A 15,320-nucleotide genomic window follows, 5' to 3' on the forward strand; every position below is an offset into this window, starting at 1 on the left:
TCGTGACGTCCCGTCAGGAGCGGGTCGCGGGCGTGAGTGGGGAGATCGGACCGGCCTCCAGGGAGCGTGCGGCACGGTCGAGAGCGCTGGCGAGGAGGGCCAGATCGGTCGGTCCGTTGCCGAGTTCGCGGACGGGTCTGCGGGTGGGCGGGTCGCCCATCCGCTCCCACTCCAGCGGCACGACGGTCGGGCGGAGGGTCGCCGTACGCGGGATGCGGCCGGTGACCCGGCCGGACTGGAACGGGGTGACGCGGCCGTCCGGGTGGCCGAGCCGTCCCCGGCCGGGCGCGGGATCGTCCGGACCCGGCGCGACGGGCGGTGCGTCGAGCACGATCCGCAGGCGACCACCGGGGCCGTGGGCCAGCTCGGTGTCCGCCGTCCGGTCGGGGCGCGCGGAGGTCGCGACCAGGTGCACCCCGAGGCGCGCGCCCCCGCGCGCCACGGCTTCGAGCGCCCGTACGACGGACCCGGCGGCGGGCCGCCCGGGCGAGCCGAGCGCGGGCGCGACGAGCGCGTCGAAGTCGTCGACGAGCACGACGAGCCGGGGCAGCGCGGCGGCCTCGTCACCCGCCCGCGGATCGTGCTCCCGCCCGGGGCGCGGGACGAGACCGGCGACCGGGCGCCCGGCTTCCTCGGCGGCGGCGGACCGGACGACACGCCCGCTGGGGCGGTACGTGAGGTCCTCGGCGCCCGCGCCGGTGCGGGACGTCCGCCCGCTCGGCAGGTACGTGAGGTCGTCGGCGCCCGTGCGGGGCGTTCGCCCGCCGGGCCGGTCGCCGGGGGTGCCGTCGCCGGTGCGTGAGGTCCGGCCGCTGGGGCGGTGGGCGAGGTCCTCGGCGCCCGAGCCGGTGGTCCGCTCCACGGCGTTTCGGTCGGGGGCGGTCCGGTCCGGGGTGGTCCTGTCCGGGGTGTCCGAGCCCGGGCGGTCGCCGACCAGGCCCTCGCCCGTGCGCAGGGTGCGGCCGCTGGGACGGTCGGCGAGGTCGGCGGCGCGGGCGTCGGGGGTCCGGGCGTCGGGGATGCGGGCCGCCGCGCGGGCGCCATGGGGCATCGTCTCCGCCGCGCTCGGGCCACGCTGGCCGATCATGCGCGCCGCCGCCTGACGGTCGGCGAAGTGCCCGTCGCCCAGGATCTCCGCCCGGCGCTTCAGCTCCGCGCCCAGCGCCTGGGCGAACTCCCGCATCCGTACCGGGTCGGAGGCGACCAGGTGCTCCGTGACGTGCGGCAGCTCCGTGCACGCCGAGAGACCCTCGCCGCGCTCACCGCCCGCGCCGTCGACGAGGAGCAGCCCCAGCCGGTCCGGGCGGCCGCCGGCGGCGAGCGACGCCGCGATCGAGCGCAGCAGCTCCGTGCGCCCGCTGCCCGCGGGCCCCTCGATGAGCAGATGAGGGCCTTCCTCCGTGAGGTCGACCGAGACCGGTCCGCGCGGCCCGGCCCCCAGGACGGCCGTCCCGTCGCCCGCCGCCGCCCACCGCGCCAGCAGCGAGGCGGGCGTGGCCCGGGCGAGGCCCAGCTCGTCGAGGAGCCGGGCGGAGCGGGGCAGCGCCGTCGCCGCCGTCCGTCCGTGGGTGGCGGGGGCGTCCGTACGCAGGGGTGCGACCGCCCGCCCGAACCGCTCGGCCCAGGCGACCGACACCGCGTCCACCACGCCGACGGTCCCGTGACCCGCGGCCCGGCCCCCCGCCGTACGCAGCAGCCGCAGTGCCGTCGCCACGTCACCGCTCAGCAGGGCGACCGCCCCGCACTCGCGGAAGGCGAGGGAGGCCGCGCACGCGCTCTCGTACGTCGCCGCCACCGGAGAGACCGGCGACGCGGCCGGCGCCTCGGCCAGACAGATCAGATGGATGCCGGCGGCCGCCCCCGCCCCGGCGAGCCGCGCGGTCGTCTCGCGCAGCGCCGCCGACCCGGGGTCGCCGTCCACGACCACGACCGTGACCGGTCCTTCGTACCGCGCGGCGGCCTCCGTGACCGCCGCGCGGTCCGCGCTCGGCCAGCCGGGTCCGAGCGGGCCGTCGTCGAGCCGCCGCGTGAGCTCCGCCGTACGGGCGTGGGCCTGGTCGCGGTCGTACGCGAGGAGCAGGCGGCAGTCCTGGCCGTGCGCCGGGCGCAGATGCGGGAGCCAGCCGAGCCAGCCCCAGGCCCGGCGCCGCTCCTCCAGGGAGCGGCTCCGGTCCGCGCTGATCAGCACGATCTCCAGATCGGCGGGGGAGTGCAGGGCGGCGAGCTGGGCGACCACGGAGCGCGCGAGGCCGGCCAGCCGGTCGCCGGGGCCCGCGAGCCCCAGGGAACCGGCCTCGCGCAGCCCTACGGTGACCGGCACCCCGGACAGCTCGGCGCGGTCGGTCGTGCCGAGGCGGACGACGAGGGCTTCGGGATGGTCCTGGCCGCGCTCCCAGAGCCGCGGGCCGGGGCCGAGGGCGGTGAGCAGCACGGCGGCCGGGTCGGGCCAGGTCTCGGGGCTCGGCGCGGGACCGGCGGCGTGCTCGGCACCGAACGCGGCACCGAACGCGGCTCCCGATCCGGACGCGGTGTCGACCTCCGGGCCGAGGCCGGCGCCCGGGACCGGCTGGTCCTCCCTGGCACCGGCGAACCGGCGCGCCCATGCTCCTATGCCCCGCTTGCCCCGCGAGGGGGCGGCCTGGCGCGGGGTCTGCCGGGTCCTGCTGTGCGCCTCGACCTCCGAGCCCTCGCCGTCAGGCGACTCCTCGGCACGCGCGTGTGCGGGCAGGCCGCCGTGCGTCGCGTCGGCGGAGAGGGAGAAGGCGCCGCCGAGAGCCGTGCCGGGGCCGGAACCGGCGCCCGGCCCCCTTCCGCCGGCACCCGGGTCCGTACGCGTCCCGTGGAGCGCGGGTCCGGATCCTGATCCGGCGGCGGAGCCGGAGGCGGTCTCCCGCCCGTCCGGGCTCCCCGTCCCGAGGTTCACCCGCAGGTGGCCCTCGCCGTCCGGGGTCGTCGGCAGGGAGTCCGTACCGGGGTCGCCCGGGCCCGTCAGGCGGAGGGCCGACTCGCCGAGGCGCAGCAGCGCGCCGGGCGCAAGCCGGACGGGGCGGTCGCCGACCGCCACGCCGTCCAGCGTCGTCCCGTTCGTGGAGCCGAGGTCCGCAACCGTGACCCGGCCGTCGTCCCCGACCGTGACCGTGCAGTGCACCCGGGAGACGTCCGGGTCGTCGAGCGGTACGTCGGCGTCCAGGGAGCGGCCGATTCCGACCGGGCCGCGGTGCAGCAGGTGCACACCGCCCGCGTCGGGCCCCGAGACCACGTGGAGCCGGGCCGAGGCGGCCTCGTCCGGCCGGTCGTCCTCGCCGGGGACGTGGAGCGTCAGCACGGCCCCGTCGACCAGCGGGGGCTCGCCGAGCGAGCAGCGCCGTGCGTCGAGCCGCTCCCGGCCCGCGTAGAGCACGGTCGAACCGGAGAGGGAGGTGTCGGGCCCGGAGACGGCCGCGGCCAGATTGGAGGCCACGGCGGCCAGCGCCGTCCCCGCCGGAGCGGTGACGAGCACGTCGCAGGCGCGCCCGGCGCCGTGGCCGGCGTGCGGCACGAGGACGGTCAGCCGGATCTGCATCGCCGTCAGCGGTCCCTTCTGCGCGTGGTGCCCGGCAGGGGGACCGCCCGGTGCCTCCCCCCACCCGGCACGGACACGTCGTCCGGTACAGGTCGGCACGGCGCGGGGGCTCCCGACCCCTCGACGCGCGTGCTGTGTGCATCCTCGCACCTGCCGCTGACAACCCGCCCGCGGGTCGCCTCGAAGTGATCTTGAATGGTCGGCTGTGGACCTAAAAGTGCCTGGTTGAGTACGCCTTCCGATCTCCGCGGCAACCACCCGTGCGCCATGAGCGTCTTGTTTTCGGACAAGTCCGGCGCGGGAATCAGCCGTCTGGTGATCGACCCCCGACCCGTTCGGCGGCACTAAAGTGGGTCGGACACCCGGACGGGTCACAACAGACGACAGGGACCCCGGGACCCCCAGGACCACGATCAGCAGGGAGCGCGTGACGTGCGGCCAATCGGCAGCAAGTACCTGCTCGAGGAGCCGCTCGGACGCGGCGCCACGGGCACCGTCTGGCGAGCCCGCCAGAGGGAGGCCGCGGGCGCCGAGGCGGCCGTGCAGGGCCAGCCCGGCGAGACCGTGGCGATCAAGGTCCTCAAGGAGGAGCTGGCCAACGACGCGGACATCGTGATGCGCTTCCTGCGCGAGCGGTCCGTGCTGCTCCGGCTCACCCACCCCAACATCGTGCGCACCCGCGACCTGGTCGTCGAGGGCGATGTCCTGGCGCTGGTCATGGACCTCGTCGAGGGCCCGGACCTGCACCGCTACATCCGCGAGAACGGTCCGCTCACCCCGGTCGCCGCCGCGCTCCTCACGGCCCAGATCGCCGACGCGCTCGCCGCCAGCCATGCGGACGGCGTCGTCCACCGCGACCTCAAGCCCGCCAACGTGCTGCTCGCCGAGCAGGGCGGCCAGATGCACCCGATGCTGACCGACTTCGGGATCGCACGCCTCGCCGACTCCCCGGGCCTGACCCGTACGCACGAGTTCGTCGGCACCCCCGCGTACGTCGCGCCGGAGTCCGCCGAGGGCCGTCCGCAGACCTCCGCCGTGGACATCTACGGCGCGGGCATCCTGCTGTACGAGCTGGTCACCGGCCGTCCCCCGTTCGCCGGTGGCACGGCCCTCGAAGTGCTGCACCGCCACCTCAGCGAGGAGCCGCGGCGCCCCTCGACCGTCCCGGGCCCGCTCTGGACGGTCATAGAGCGCTGCCTGAGCAAGGACCCCGAGCGGCGCCCCAGCGCCCAGAACCTGGCCCGCGGACTGCGCGCGGTCGCGGCGGGCATCGGCGTGCACGCCACACCCGCGCAGATCGAGGCCGCCGACGGCGTCGGCGCGCTGCTCGCCCCCGACCCGGCGCCCGCGCCGGTCCCGGAGGCGCCCGGCGCCGCGGATCCGACCCAGGTGCTGCCCAGCGGCGCGGGCTCCCACTTCGACCCCGCCGCGCCGACCAGCGTCATGCCGACGAGCGGTCCGCCCGGTGGCATGAACGGCGGCGCCGACCCGACCGCCGTGATGCCTCCCGTACCGCCGCAGCCGCCGCAGGGCGCGCCGGGCGAGGAGCAGCCGCACCCCTGGCAGAACCAGCTGCGCGCGGCCCGCGACCGCAACGAGCAGACGCAGGTCCAGTACCTGGACCCGAGCGAGGACCCGCTGCGCCGCCGTCCGCAGCGCCAGCCGCAGCACCCGCAGCGACCGCAGGGGGCTCCGCAGCAGTACCAGCAGCCCCAGCAGCAGCCCCGGTACCAGCAGCAGCCGCCGCAGCAGCAGTACGCGCCCCAGCAGCCCCAGCAGCAGTACGCGCCGCCGCAGCAGGCGTACAACCCGCCGCAGCAGCGCCCGCAGGCCCCGCAGCCGCCGGCTCCCCGTGAGCCGAGGCCGCCGCGCCAGCGCGGCGCCAACCCCATGCGGATCCCCGGGCTCGGCTGTCTGAAGGGCTGTCTCTTCTCGGTCCTGCTCTTCGTGGTCGCGGGCTGGCTCATCTGGGAGCTGACCCCGCTCCAGAGCTGGATCGCCGAGGGGAAGGGCTACTGGGAGGCGCTCGGCGACGGGATCTCGTCCTTCACCGACTGGGTCTCGGAGCTCGCCGACTCGGGCTCCGGCTCCGGGAGTGGTACTACTACCGGCGGTACGGGGCAGTAGTACTGCCGATTTATCGACTTCCGAGGGGTGATTTCCCTTCGGAAGTGTCGACCGGCGGCTGCGGACGCGTAACTTTGACGCGTCCGCCAGCCGCTGAGGGAGCAGTCTTGGCACGGAATATCGGCAGCCGCTACACGGCCCACCAGATCCTCGGTCGGGGCAGCGCCGGCACGGTGTGGCTCGGCGAGGGCCCCGAGGGCCCCGTCGCCATCAAGCTGCTGCGCGAGGACCTGGCCTCGGACCAGGAGCTCGTCGGCCGCTTCGTCCAGGAGCGCACCGCCCTCCTCGGCCTCGACCACCCCCGGGTGGTCTCCGTCCGCGACCTCGTCGTCGACGGCAACGACCTGGCCCTCGTCATGGACCTGGTCCGCGGCACGGACCTGCGCACCCGCCTCGACCGCGAGCGCAGGCTCGCCCCCGAGGCGGCCGTCGCGATCATCGCCGACGTCGCCGACGGACTCGCCGCCGCGCACGCCGCCGGAGTCGTCCACCGGGACGTCAAGCCGGAGAACATCCTGCTCGACATGGAGGGGCCGCTCGGCCCCGCCGGCGCCCACCCGGCGCTCCTCACCGACTTCGGGGTCGCCAAGCTCATCGACACCCCGGGCCGCACCAAGGCGACCCGGATCATCGGTACGCCGGACTACCTGGCTCCGGAGATCGTCGAGGGCCTGCCGCCGCGCGCCGCGGTCGACATCTACGCCCTCGCGACCGTCCTGTACGAGCTCCTGGCAGGCTTCACGCCCTTCGGCGGCGGTCACCCGGGCGCCGTGCTGCGCCGCCACGTCACCGAGACGGTCGTCCCGCTGCCGGGCATCCCCGAGGAGCTGTGGCAGCTGATCGTCCAGTGCCTGGCCAAGGCCCCGGCTTCCCGGCTGCGCGCCTCCGAGCTGGCCAGCCGGCTGCGCGAGTGCCTGCCGCTGCTGGCCGGACTGCCCCCGCTGGACGTGGACGAGCCCGACGACGCGGAGCAGCAGGCGCCGGAGCAGCGCGAGGAGGACCCGTACCCCACGGGGGCCGCGGGTGCCGCCCCGCGCCGGGCCGCCGTTCCTCTGGTCCCCGGCGCCACCCCCGATTCCAACCGGGACACCCACACCTCCATGCGCGTCCCCGCCCCCGACGAGCTCGCGGGCGGCCCCCTGGGCACCGCCCGGGCCCCGCGCTCGGCGAGCGCCCGGCGACCCGGCTCGGCCCGCCACAAGGCCGGGACGGTCCGCAAGCGCCGGATCACCCTCTCGATCGCGGCGGTCGTCGTCGCGGGCGCGCTGGGCGTGGGCGGGTACCTGGCGGCCGCCGAGGACGGCGACGTACCGCCGCAGGACTCGAAGACGTCGACGGAGCCGTAGCGGCCCCCGCCGCCGCTCCCCGCCACCCCGCCGCCGCTCCCCGCCGCTCGTCACGGGCGACCGGCGGGCCCTGGCATTTGCGGTGAGCCGTTACGCTGGGACGCGTGGCAGTCGTCGATGTATCCGAAGAGCTGAAGTCCCTCTCCTCGACCATGGGGTCGATCGAGGCCGTACTGGACCTCGAACAGATGAGGGCAGACATCGCCGTGCTCGAAGAGCAGGCCGCGGCCCCGTCCCTCTGGGACGACCCGGAGGCGGCGCAGAAGATCACCAGCAAGCTTTCGCACCTCCAGGCCGAGGTCCGCAAGGCCGAGGCCCTGCGCGGCCGGATCGACGACCTCGGGGTGCTCTTCGAGCTCGCCGAGGAGATGGACGACCCGGACACGCGCGCCGAGGCGGAGACGGAGCTGGTCGCCGTCCGCAAGGCGCTGGACGAGATGGAGGTCCGTACGCTCCTCTCCGGCGAGTACGACGAGCGCGAGGCGCTGGTCAACATCCGCGCCGAGGCGGGCGGCGTCGACGCGGCCGACTTCGCGGAGCAGCTCCAGCGCATGTACCTGCGCTGGGCCGAGCGGCACGGTTACGGCACGGAGGTCTACGAGACCTCGTACGCGGAAGAGGCCGGCATCAAGTCGACCACGTTCGTGGTCAAGGCGCCGTACGCGTACGGCACGCTCTCGGTCGAGCAGGGCACGCACCGCCTGGTCCGCATCTCCCCGTTCGACAACCAGGGCCGTCGCCAGACGTCGTTCGCGGGCGTCGAGATCCTGCCGGTCGTCGAGCAGTCCGACCACGTCGAGATCGACGAGTCCGAGCTGCGCGTGGACGTCTACCGCGCCTCGGGCCCCGGTGGCCAGGGCGTCAACACGACCGACTCGGCGGTGCGCATCACGCACCTCCCGACGGGCATCGTCGTCTCCTGCCAGAACGAGCGCTCCCAGATCCAGAACAAGGCGAGCGCCATGAACGTCCTCCAGGCCAAGCTCCTCGAGCGCCAGCGCCAGGAGGAGCGCGCCAGGATGGACGCCCTGAAGGGCGACGGCGGCAGCTCCTGGGGCAACCAGATGCGTTCGTACGTCCTGCACCCGTACCAGATGGTCAAGGACCTCCGTACGGAGTTCGAGGTCGGCAACCCGCAGTCGGTCCTGGACGGCGAGATCGACGGTTTCCTCGAGGCCGGCATCCGCTGGCGCAAGCAGCAGGAGAAGTAACCCGCACGCCGCTTCACGGCGAGGGGCCCCGTACGCACGCGTACGGGGCCCCTCGCCGTACGCGCCGCCTCTGACGCGGCGCCATCCGGGCCGTGACGCGGCTGCGTTGGACCGCGCGGCGGGCGCGTACGGCGAGAGGTGACGGGAGTTGGGGCCTGAACTCCCTCACAGGGCCCTCCGGACATTCGCGGGCGCAAGCGGAAACGGGGTTTGCGGGGCGCTTTGTCGACAAGGGAACTGGCCTTGGGGAGAAGGTAGTTCCACGTTTACGTCACAGTTGCATCCCCGCATGGCGGGCAACCCGTGATCTTTCGGGCATCGCACGCGCAACGACCTTGACGCGTACTCGGAAACTCGGAAGGGTGGCACGCGGCATGCGTATCTATGGGGCGTGTGTGACCGGGGGCTGGTTGAGTGATCACGCCGCCCCCGTGCCCGTGGCCCCGAGCGCTGCTCCATGACGAGATTGAGCTACTGGGGGTAGCAGGCACATGACGAAGAAGACGCGGGTCCGTTTCGCGCGGATAGCCGCCGGTGCGGTAATCGCCGCCGGTGCGTCCCTGACCGCCGCGGGCGCCGCTCAGGCTGTGGGTGTGGAGCTGAACATCGGCGTCCAGGCCGAACTGCCGGAGGCCGACCCGACCTGCATCCCGGGTACGCCGGGCTGTGAGGTCGACCCCACGACGGACCCGACCACGGACCCGACGACGGATCCCACCACGGACCCGACGACGGACCCCACGACGGACCCGACCACGGACCCGACGACGGATCCCACCACGGACCCGACGACGGACCCGACCACCGACCCGACGACGGACCCCACCACGGACCCGACGACGGACCCGACGACGCAGCCCACCAAGCCGCCGAAGCCGACCGAGCCGACGCCGACCACCCCGGGTGAGACGCCCGCGCCGACCACGCCGGGTGACGACGGTTCGGACGACGCCGGCACCTGCACCGTCGACCTCGACGGCGCCGAGTGCGTCAACAACCCGGACACCGACAACGCCGGCTCGCAGCCCGTCGAGCAGGGCAAGGCCAAGGAGGAGCTGGCCGAGACCGGCGCCGCCGAGACCTCGTTCCTGATCATCGGTGCCGCGACCATGATCGCCGGCGGCATCGGCTTCCGGATGCTCCCGCGTCTGGTCGGCGGTGGCCGCGCCGCCGTCTGAGCGGTTCGGTGACCGTCAGGTCGTAGAAGCATGAAGAAGAGGGCCGGGGGGCGTACCCCCGGCCCTCATTCGTCTCCGGCTCGTATGCGGAGCCGCGGGAGCCCTACGCGCTCTGCAGTGCGGCGAGCAGCGCCACCATCGCCACCAGGGCGACCACGAGCGCCAGCAGCATCGCCGGGGTCAGGCCCGACGACGGGTCGAGGCGTTCCCGGTTCGCGCGGCAGACGGGGCAGCGGCCCTCCGCGACGGGGGCCGCGCAATTGGCGCACACCAGTCGGTCATACGTCATGCGCTCTCCTCCTCCCGCACTCGGGTCCACACCAAGGACAACGCCCGGTGGTACCCGCGCGTTCCCCCTACCACTCTGCCAGTTCCGAGGCGTTTCGGCGCGCCCCGTCGGATTACACCCGGATCGCATCGCTTCCGCCCCGAAGGGCGAAAAGGATAAAGCACGCAAGCCGGGACCGCGACTGCGCACCCCATCTCCGGTCGCGTAAGGTCGCGCACACCTACTCCCGGCCGACCGTGGTGCATCCGTGATCCGATTCGACAACGTCTCCAAGTCCTATCCGAAGCAGAACCGCCCCGCGCTCCGGGATGTATCCCTGGAGATCGAGAAGGGGGAGTTCGTCTTCCTCGTCGGTTCCTCCGGCTCCGGAAAGTCGACTTTTCTCCGGCTGATCCTGCGCGAGGAGCGCTGCAGCCATGGCCAGGTGCACGTCCTCGGCAAGGACCTCGCCCGGCTGTCCAACTGGAAGGTGCCCCACATGCGGCGCCAGCTCGGAACCGTCTTCCAGGACTTCCGGCTGCTGCCCAACAAGACCGTGGCCGAGAACGTCGCCTTCGCCCAGGAGGTCATCGGCAAGCCGCGCGGCGAGATCCGCAAGGCCGTGCCCCAGGTCCTCGACCTCGTCGGCCTCGGCGGCAAGGAGGACCGGATGCCCGGCGAGCTCTCCGGCGGTGAGCAGCAGCGCGTCGCCATCGCCCGCGCCTTCGTCAACCGCCCGATGCTGCTGATCGCCGACGAGCCCACCGGCAACCTCGACCCGCAGACCTCCGTCGGCATCATGAAGCTGCTCGACCGCATCAACAGGACAGGGACCACCGTCGTCATGGCGACCCACGACCAGAACATCGTCGACCAGATGCGCAAGCGCGTCATCGAGCTCGAAAAGGGCCGCCTCGTCCGCGACCAGGCGCGCGGCGTCTACGGATACCAGCACTGAGCAGGTAGGGGATAGAACACCATGCGCGCTCAGTTCGTGCTCTCCGAGATCGGCGTCGGTCTCCGGCGCAATCTCACGATGACCTTCGCCGTCATCGTCTCCGTGGCCCTCTCGCTCGCCCTGTTCGGCGGTGCGCTGCTCATGCGCGAGCAGGTCAGCACGATGAAGGACTACTGGTACGACAAGGTCAACGTCTCCATCTTCCTCTGCAACAAGAACGACGCGGCCACCTCCACCAAGTGCGCCAAGGGCGCGGTGACCGCGCAGCAGAAGGAGCAGATCGAGGCCGATCTGAAGAAGATGGACATCGTCGAGACCGTGCACCACGAGTCCACCGACGAGGCCTACAAGCACTACAAGGAGCAGTACAGCGACACCGCCATCGCGTCGGTCATCACGCCCGACCAGATGCAGGAGTCGTTCCGGGTCAAGCTGGACGACCCGGAGAAGTACAAGGTCGTCGCCACGGCCTTCGCCGGGCGGGACGGCGTCGAGTCCGTCCAGGACCAGCGCGGCATCCTGCAGAACCTCTTCGACCTGATGAACGGCATGAACGTCGCCGCGCTCGGCGTCATGGCGCTGATGCTGGTCATCGCGCTGATGCTGATCGTCAACACGGTGCGCGTCTCGGCCTTCAGCCGACGGCGGGAGACCGGCATCATGCGGCTGGTCGGCGCCTCCAGCTTCTACATCCAGATGCCGTTCATCATGGAGGCGGCCTTCGCCGGCCTCCTCGGCGGCGCCGTCGCCTGCATCATGCTCCTGGTCGGCCGGTACTTCCTCATCGACCACGGCATCGCGCTCGCCGAGAAGATGCAGCTCGTCAACTTCATCGGCTGGGACGCCGTCCTCTCGGTGCTGCCGCTCGTCCTCGTCATCGGTCTGCTGATGCCGTCCCTTGCGGCCTTCGTCGCGCTGCGCAAGTACCTCAAGGTGTGAGAAGAGACCCCTGAGTGCCCCGGGCGCCGTACGGCCAACCACCGTACGGCGCCTTTCGCTTGTCCTAGAGTGGGCGCCATGTCGGCCGTCGACCCGGGGTCCCGCCCCGACCTCTGTCTCCGGCCCCGCGGAGTTCTCCGCGGGGCTGCCCTGACGCTGGTCTTCGCCGGAGTGCTCGCCACGGCCGCGGCCACCGGCTCCCTGCCACGGCAGGAGGCCGCCTCCGTGAAGCGCGCCCCACAGGCCGCCGCGCACGACACCGTCGACCCCGCCGACCTCTCCCGCGCCGCGGCCGAGGCGATGGCCGACGGCAAGTCCGGCCAGCAGGCCGCCGAGGAGTTCGTCAGCCGCAGCGGCGACCGCTGGGGCGCGGTCTACGGCCCCGCCGAGTTCGAGGAGTTCGAGCAGGCCCTCGACGGCTCGTACACCGGCGTCGGACTCTCGGCGCGGAAGGCGGACAGCGGCCGCATCGAGATCAGCCGTGTCCAGGCCGGAGGACCGGCCGCCCTGGCCGGGCTGCGCACCGGCGACCGGCTCGTCGCCGTCGACGGCCGCGACACCACGGCCCTGTCCGTCTCCGAGGTCGTCTCCCTGCTGCGCGGCGACGGCGCCCCGGCCGGCTCCACCGTCGCCCTCGGCGTCGAGCGCGGCCGCTCCGCCTGGACACAGACCCTCACCCGGGCCCGGCTCGCCACCGACGACGTCACCGTGCGCCGCCTCGACGACGGGACGGTACTGATCAAGGTGACGGCCTTCACCAAGGGTGCGGGCGAGCGGGTACGGAACGCGGTGCGGCGCGCCCCGGCCGGCGCCGGAGTCCTCCTCGACCTGCGGGGCAACGCCGGCGGACTGGTCGCCGAGGCCACCGTCGCCGCCTCCGCGTTCCTCGACGGCGGACTCGTCGCCACGTACGACGTCGACGGCGAGCAGCGCGCTCTGTACGCGCAGAGCGGCGGCGACACCCGGCGGCCGGTGGTGGCGCTGGTCGACGGGGGCACGATGAGCGCCGCCGAGCTGCTCACCGGCGCGCTGAAGGACCGCGGCCGGGCCGTCACCGTCGGCTCGCGCACCTTCGGCAAGGGCTCGGTGCAGATGCCGAGCACGCTGCCGGACGGCTCCGTCGCCGAGCTGACCGTCGGCCACTACCGCACTCCCTCGGGCCACGGCGTGGACGGCCTGGGCATCACACCCGACCTGGTGGTCGCCGACACCACGGGCGAGCGGGCCGAGAAGCGGGCGAGGACGGTATTGAGTGGCCTCGGAGGGGGCTCGTAGTGCGAAAATGGCCGCACTATGGCAAAGGGACTCGTGAACGTGCAGGGCAAGCCTGCGAAGAAGAAGGACCCCGACAAGGGTCCTGAGCGCAAGATCATCGCGCAGAACAAGAAGGCGCGCCACGACTACCACATCATCGACACCTACGAGTGCGGTGTGGTGCTCATGGGCACCGAGGTGAAGTCGCTCCGGATGGGCCGGGCGTCGCTGGTGGACGGCTTCGTGCAGATCGACGGGCACGAGGCGTGGCTGCACAACATCCATGTGCCCGAGTACATGCAGGGCAGCTGGACCAACCACTCGGCGAAGCGGAAGCGCAAGCTGCTCCTGCACCGCGCCGAGATCGACAAGCTGGAGGCGAAGTCCCAGGAGACGGGTCACACGATCGTGCCCCTCGCCCTGTACTTCCTGAAGGGACGCGTCAAGGTCGAGATCGCGCTCGCCAAGGGCAAGAAGGAGTACGACAAGCGGCAGACGTTGCGGGAGAAGCAGGACACCCGCGAGACGAACCGGGCGATCGCGGCGGCGAAGCGCCGCCAGCGGGCGGCGGCCGTCTAGCCGACGCCGGCGGCCGCGCGGACCCCGTCCGGCCAGGGCCCCTTAATGCGCTGGCAACCGTACGCGGTCGTCACGTACCATGGGACCCGCACCTCACAGCGGGTGCACGTTTGAAAAATCAACATGGGGATGATCGGTTTCGACAGCGGATGTCGAAGCAGGGGAAGCGTGTCGAGGAAGCGGCAATGATCTCGTAAACCATATGTCGCAACCAATAATCGCCAACTCCAAGAGCGATAACTCCCGCTTCGCCCTCGCTGCCTAATTTTAGGTAACGAGCAGAAGCCTCTGTGAGGAGCGTCAGCCCGGGGATGGTCCCGACCCGGATCCTGACGTCATCAAGGGATCTAAACCTCTAGCCCCGGTCACGGGGGCCTGAGGGAAATCAAACAGTGACTGAGCCCGTCGGAGACTTGTCCGCGTGATCTCCGGGGCTGAGAAACTCCTAGCGGACTGCACACGGAGAAGCCCTGATTCTGCACCGTTGGACGCGGGTTCGATTCCCGCCATCTCCACTCATCCCATGTGGGCAGAGGCCCGGCAGTCGTCACGACGACCGCCGGGCCTCCGTCATTCCCCGGGCCTCCCTCATTCCGCGGGCAGTCTCGCCCGCGAGGGCCAGCGCCGCGGCGCCCGCCGGGATCAGGAACGCGTACACCGTCGACGGGGCGTGCTCCGCCGCCCAGCCGCCGGTCGCCGAGCCGACCGCGACACCGGCGAGCAGGGCGGTCACCGCGAGCGTCATGCCCTCGTTGAGTCGGCCCGACGGGGTCAGACGCTGGACCAGGGCCATGCCCGTGACCATCGTCGGCGCGGTCGCCATGCCCGCCACCAGCAGCCCGGCCGCCAGGGCGAGCAGGGAGCCGGTCGCGGCGCCCAGGAACGGCATCGCCATCAGACAGGTCATCGCCACGAGGCAGGTGCGCAGCCGGCCCGAGCGTCCGGTACGGCCGTAGACCAGCCCCGCCGCACAGGAGCCGGCGGCCTGCAGGGCCAGGATCGGTCCGGCTGCGGGCCCGTCCACGTGCGCGAGCGTCACGACCTCCATCGCACCGAAGACCGCGCCCATGGTGAGGAAGACGCCGAGCAGCGGCCGCGTGCCGGACCCGCGCAGGAGGGAGCCGGGCGCGGTGGCGGAGCGGGGCGTGGCCGGGGGCTCGGTGGAGCGCTGCGCGGTGAAGACCAGCACTCCGGTGAGCAGCAGGACGGCGCCGGTCAGCGTGCCCGCCTCCGGGAAGAGCGCCGTGCACAGGAAGGCGGCCAGGACCGGGCCCAGCATGAAGCACAGCTCGTCGACGGCCTGCTCGAAGGCGTTGGCCGTGTGCAGGGCGGAGGGCTCGTGGCGCAGGAGATGGGCCCAGCGGGCCCGGGACATCCCGCCCGTGTTGGGGCTGGTCGCGGTTGCCGCGTACGCGACGAACAGCGTCCATTCCGGAGCCCGGTGGTGCACGCACAGCAGCAGGGCCAGCGAGCCGAGCGCGGCCAGCGCCGCGGCCGGGACGGCGACCCGCCTCTGCCCGTGCCGGTCGACGAGCCGCGCGGTCCAGGGGGCGACGACCGCGGTGGCGGCCATGCCGGTCGCGGTGACGGCTCCGGCGAGCGCGTACGAGCCGTACGCCCCCGCGATCATGATCACCGCGCTCACGGCGAGCATCCCCATCGGGAGCCGCGCGACGAGGTTCCCGAGGGTGAACGCGCGGGCGCCGGGAACGGCGAAGAGCCGCCGGTACGAGCCGGAGGCAGGGGTGGCGGCCGGGGCGGGGGCGGAGCTGAGGGGCGTGGCGGCGGGGGCGGGGGCGGAGCTGAGGGGCGTGGCGGCGGGGCTCTTCGGCTCGCGGTAGCGCGGGGCGAGCGCCGGGCCCGCCGGGGTGAGCATGAGGTCGTGATGTGGCATGCGT

General features: G+C 73.2%; 11 protein-coding genes and 1 other RNA gene. 9 read left to right on the forward strand and 3 right to left on the reverse strand.

The features are described from left to right. Window positions 1-13: 13 nt before the first annotated feature. Window positions 14-3,562 (reverse strand): FHA domain-containing protein, encoded by a 3,549-nt coding sequence (locus ACF1G2_RS05755; RefSeq protein ID WP_391797071.1) that lies wholly within the window; start codon window positions 3,560-3,562, stop codon window positions 14-16. Window positions 3,563-3,994: 432 nt separating this feature from the next. Here ACF1G2_RS05755 and ACF1G2_RS05760 point away from each other — a divergent pair, with 432 nt between their 5' ends. The 4 genes from ACF1G2_RS05760 to ACF1G2_RS05775 all read left to right on the forward strand — a co-directional run bounded on the left by ACF1G2_RS05760 (window position 3,995) and on the right by ACF1G2_RS05775 (window position 9,424). Next, the gene (locus tag ACF1G2_RS05760) at window positions 3,995-5,689 is read left to right on the forward strand and encodes a serine/threonine-protein kinase (RefSeq protein WP_391797072.1); all 1,695 of its coding nucleotides are present in this window, start codon (window positions 3,995-3,997) and stop codon (window positions 5,687-5,689) included. Window positions 5,690-5,796: 107 nt separating this feature from the next. After that, window positions 5,797-7,035: a serine/threonine-protein kinase gene (locus tag ACF1G2_RS05765; protein WP_391797073.1), complete on the forward strand. Its 1,239-nt coding sequence runs from the start codon at window positions 5,797-5,799 to the stop codon at window positions 7,033-7,035. A gap of 104 nt (window positions 7,036-7,139) precedes the next feature. Then, window positions 7,140-8,246: a peptide chain release factor 2 gene (prfB, locus tag ACF1G2_RS05770; protein WP_391797074.1), complete on the forward strand. Its 1,107-nt coding sequence runs from the start codon at window positions 7,140-7,142 to the stop codon at window positions 8,244-8,246. Window positions 8,247-8,737: 491 nt separating this feature from the next. After that, window positions 8,738-9,424, forward strand: coding sequence for an LPXTG cell wall anchor domain-containing protein (locus tag ACF1G2_RS05775; protein WP_391797075.1), 687 nt, complete (start codon window positions 8,738-8,740; stop codon window positions 9,422-9,424). Between the two features lie 103 nt (window positions 9,425-9,527). Here the strand turns inward: ACF1G2_RS05775 and ACF1G2_RS05780 are convergent, their stop codons facing one another. Beyond that, window positions 9,528-9,713 carry a hypothetical protein gene (locus tag ACF1G2_RS05780; protein WP_391797076.1) on the reverse strand — a complete coding sequence of 62 codons (186 nt, stop codon included), beginning with the start codon at window positions 9,711-9,713 and terminating at the stop codon, window positions 9,528-9,530. A 247-nt stretch (window positions 9,714-9,960) separates the two neighbouring features. Between ACF1G2_RS05780 and ftsE the strand changes: the two genes are divergently transcribed. The 5 genes from ftsE to ssrA all read left to right on the forward strand — a co-directional run bounded on the left by ftsE (window position 9,961) and on the right by ssrA (window position 13,940). Then, complete coding sequence (gene ftsE, locus ACF1G2_RS05785) at window positions 9,961-10,650, forward strand: cell division ATP-binding protein FtsE (RefSeq protein ID WP_215071052.1); 690 nt, start codon at window positions 9,961-9,963, stop codon at window positions 10,648-10,650. Window positions 10,651-10,671: 21 nt separating this feature from the next. Then, window positions 10,672-11,589, forward strand: a complete 918-nt coding sequence (ftsX, locus tag ACF1G2_RS05790; protein WP_385851749.1) for a permease-like cell division protein FtsX — start codon at window positions 10,672-10,674, stop codon at window positions 11,587-11,589. 78 nt (window positions 11,590-11,667) lie between these two features. After that, window positions 11,668-12,864: a S41 family peptidase gene (locus ACF1G2_RS05795; RefSeq protein ID WP_391797077.1), complete on the forward strand. Its 1,197-nt coding sequence runs from the start codon at window positions 11,668-11,670 to the stop codon at window positions 12,862-12,864. Between the two features lie 18 nt (window positions 12,865-12,882). Beyond that, window positions 12,883-13,422 (forward strand): SsrA-binding protein SmpB, encoded by a 540-nt coding sequence (smpB, locus tag ACF1G2_RS05800; RefSeq protein ID WP_361862755.1) that lies wholly within the window; start codon window positions 12,883-12,885, stop codon window positions 13,420-13,422. A gap of 125 nt (window positions 13,423-13,547) precedes the next feature. Continuing rightward, window positions 13,548-13,940: a transfer-messenger RNA gene (gene ssrA / locus ACF1G2_RS05805) on the forward strand. A 29-nt stretch (window positions 13,941-13,969) separates the two neighbouring features. On the opposite strand, the gene ACF1G2_RS05810 is transcribed toward ssrA, so the two are convergent. Beyond that, entirely contained in the window at window positions 13,970-15,316 is a 1,347-nt protein-coding gene (locus ACF1G2_RS05810) for an MFS transporter (RefSeq protein WP_391797078.1), read from the reverse strand. Between the last annotated feature and the right edge of the window lie 4 nt (window positions 15,317-15,320).

It is taken from the genome of Streptomyces sp. NPDC013457, assembly GCF_043089925.1.
Classification (GTDB): Bacteria; Actinomycetota; Actinomycetes; order Streptomycetales; family Streptomycetaceae; genus Streptomyces.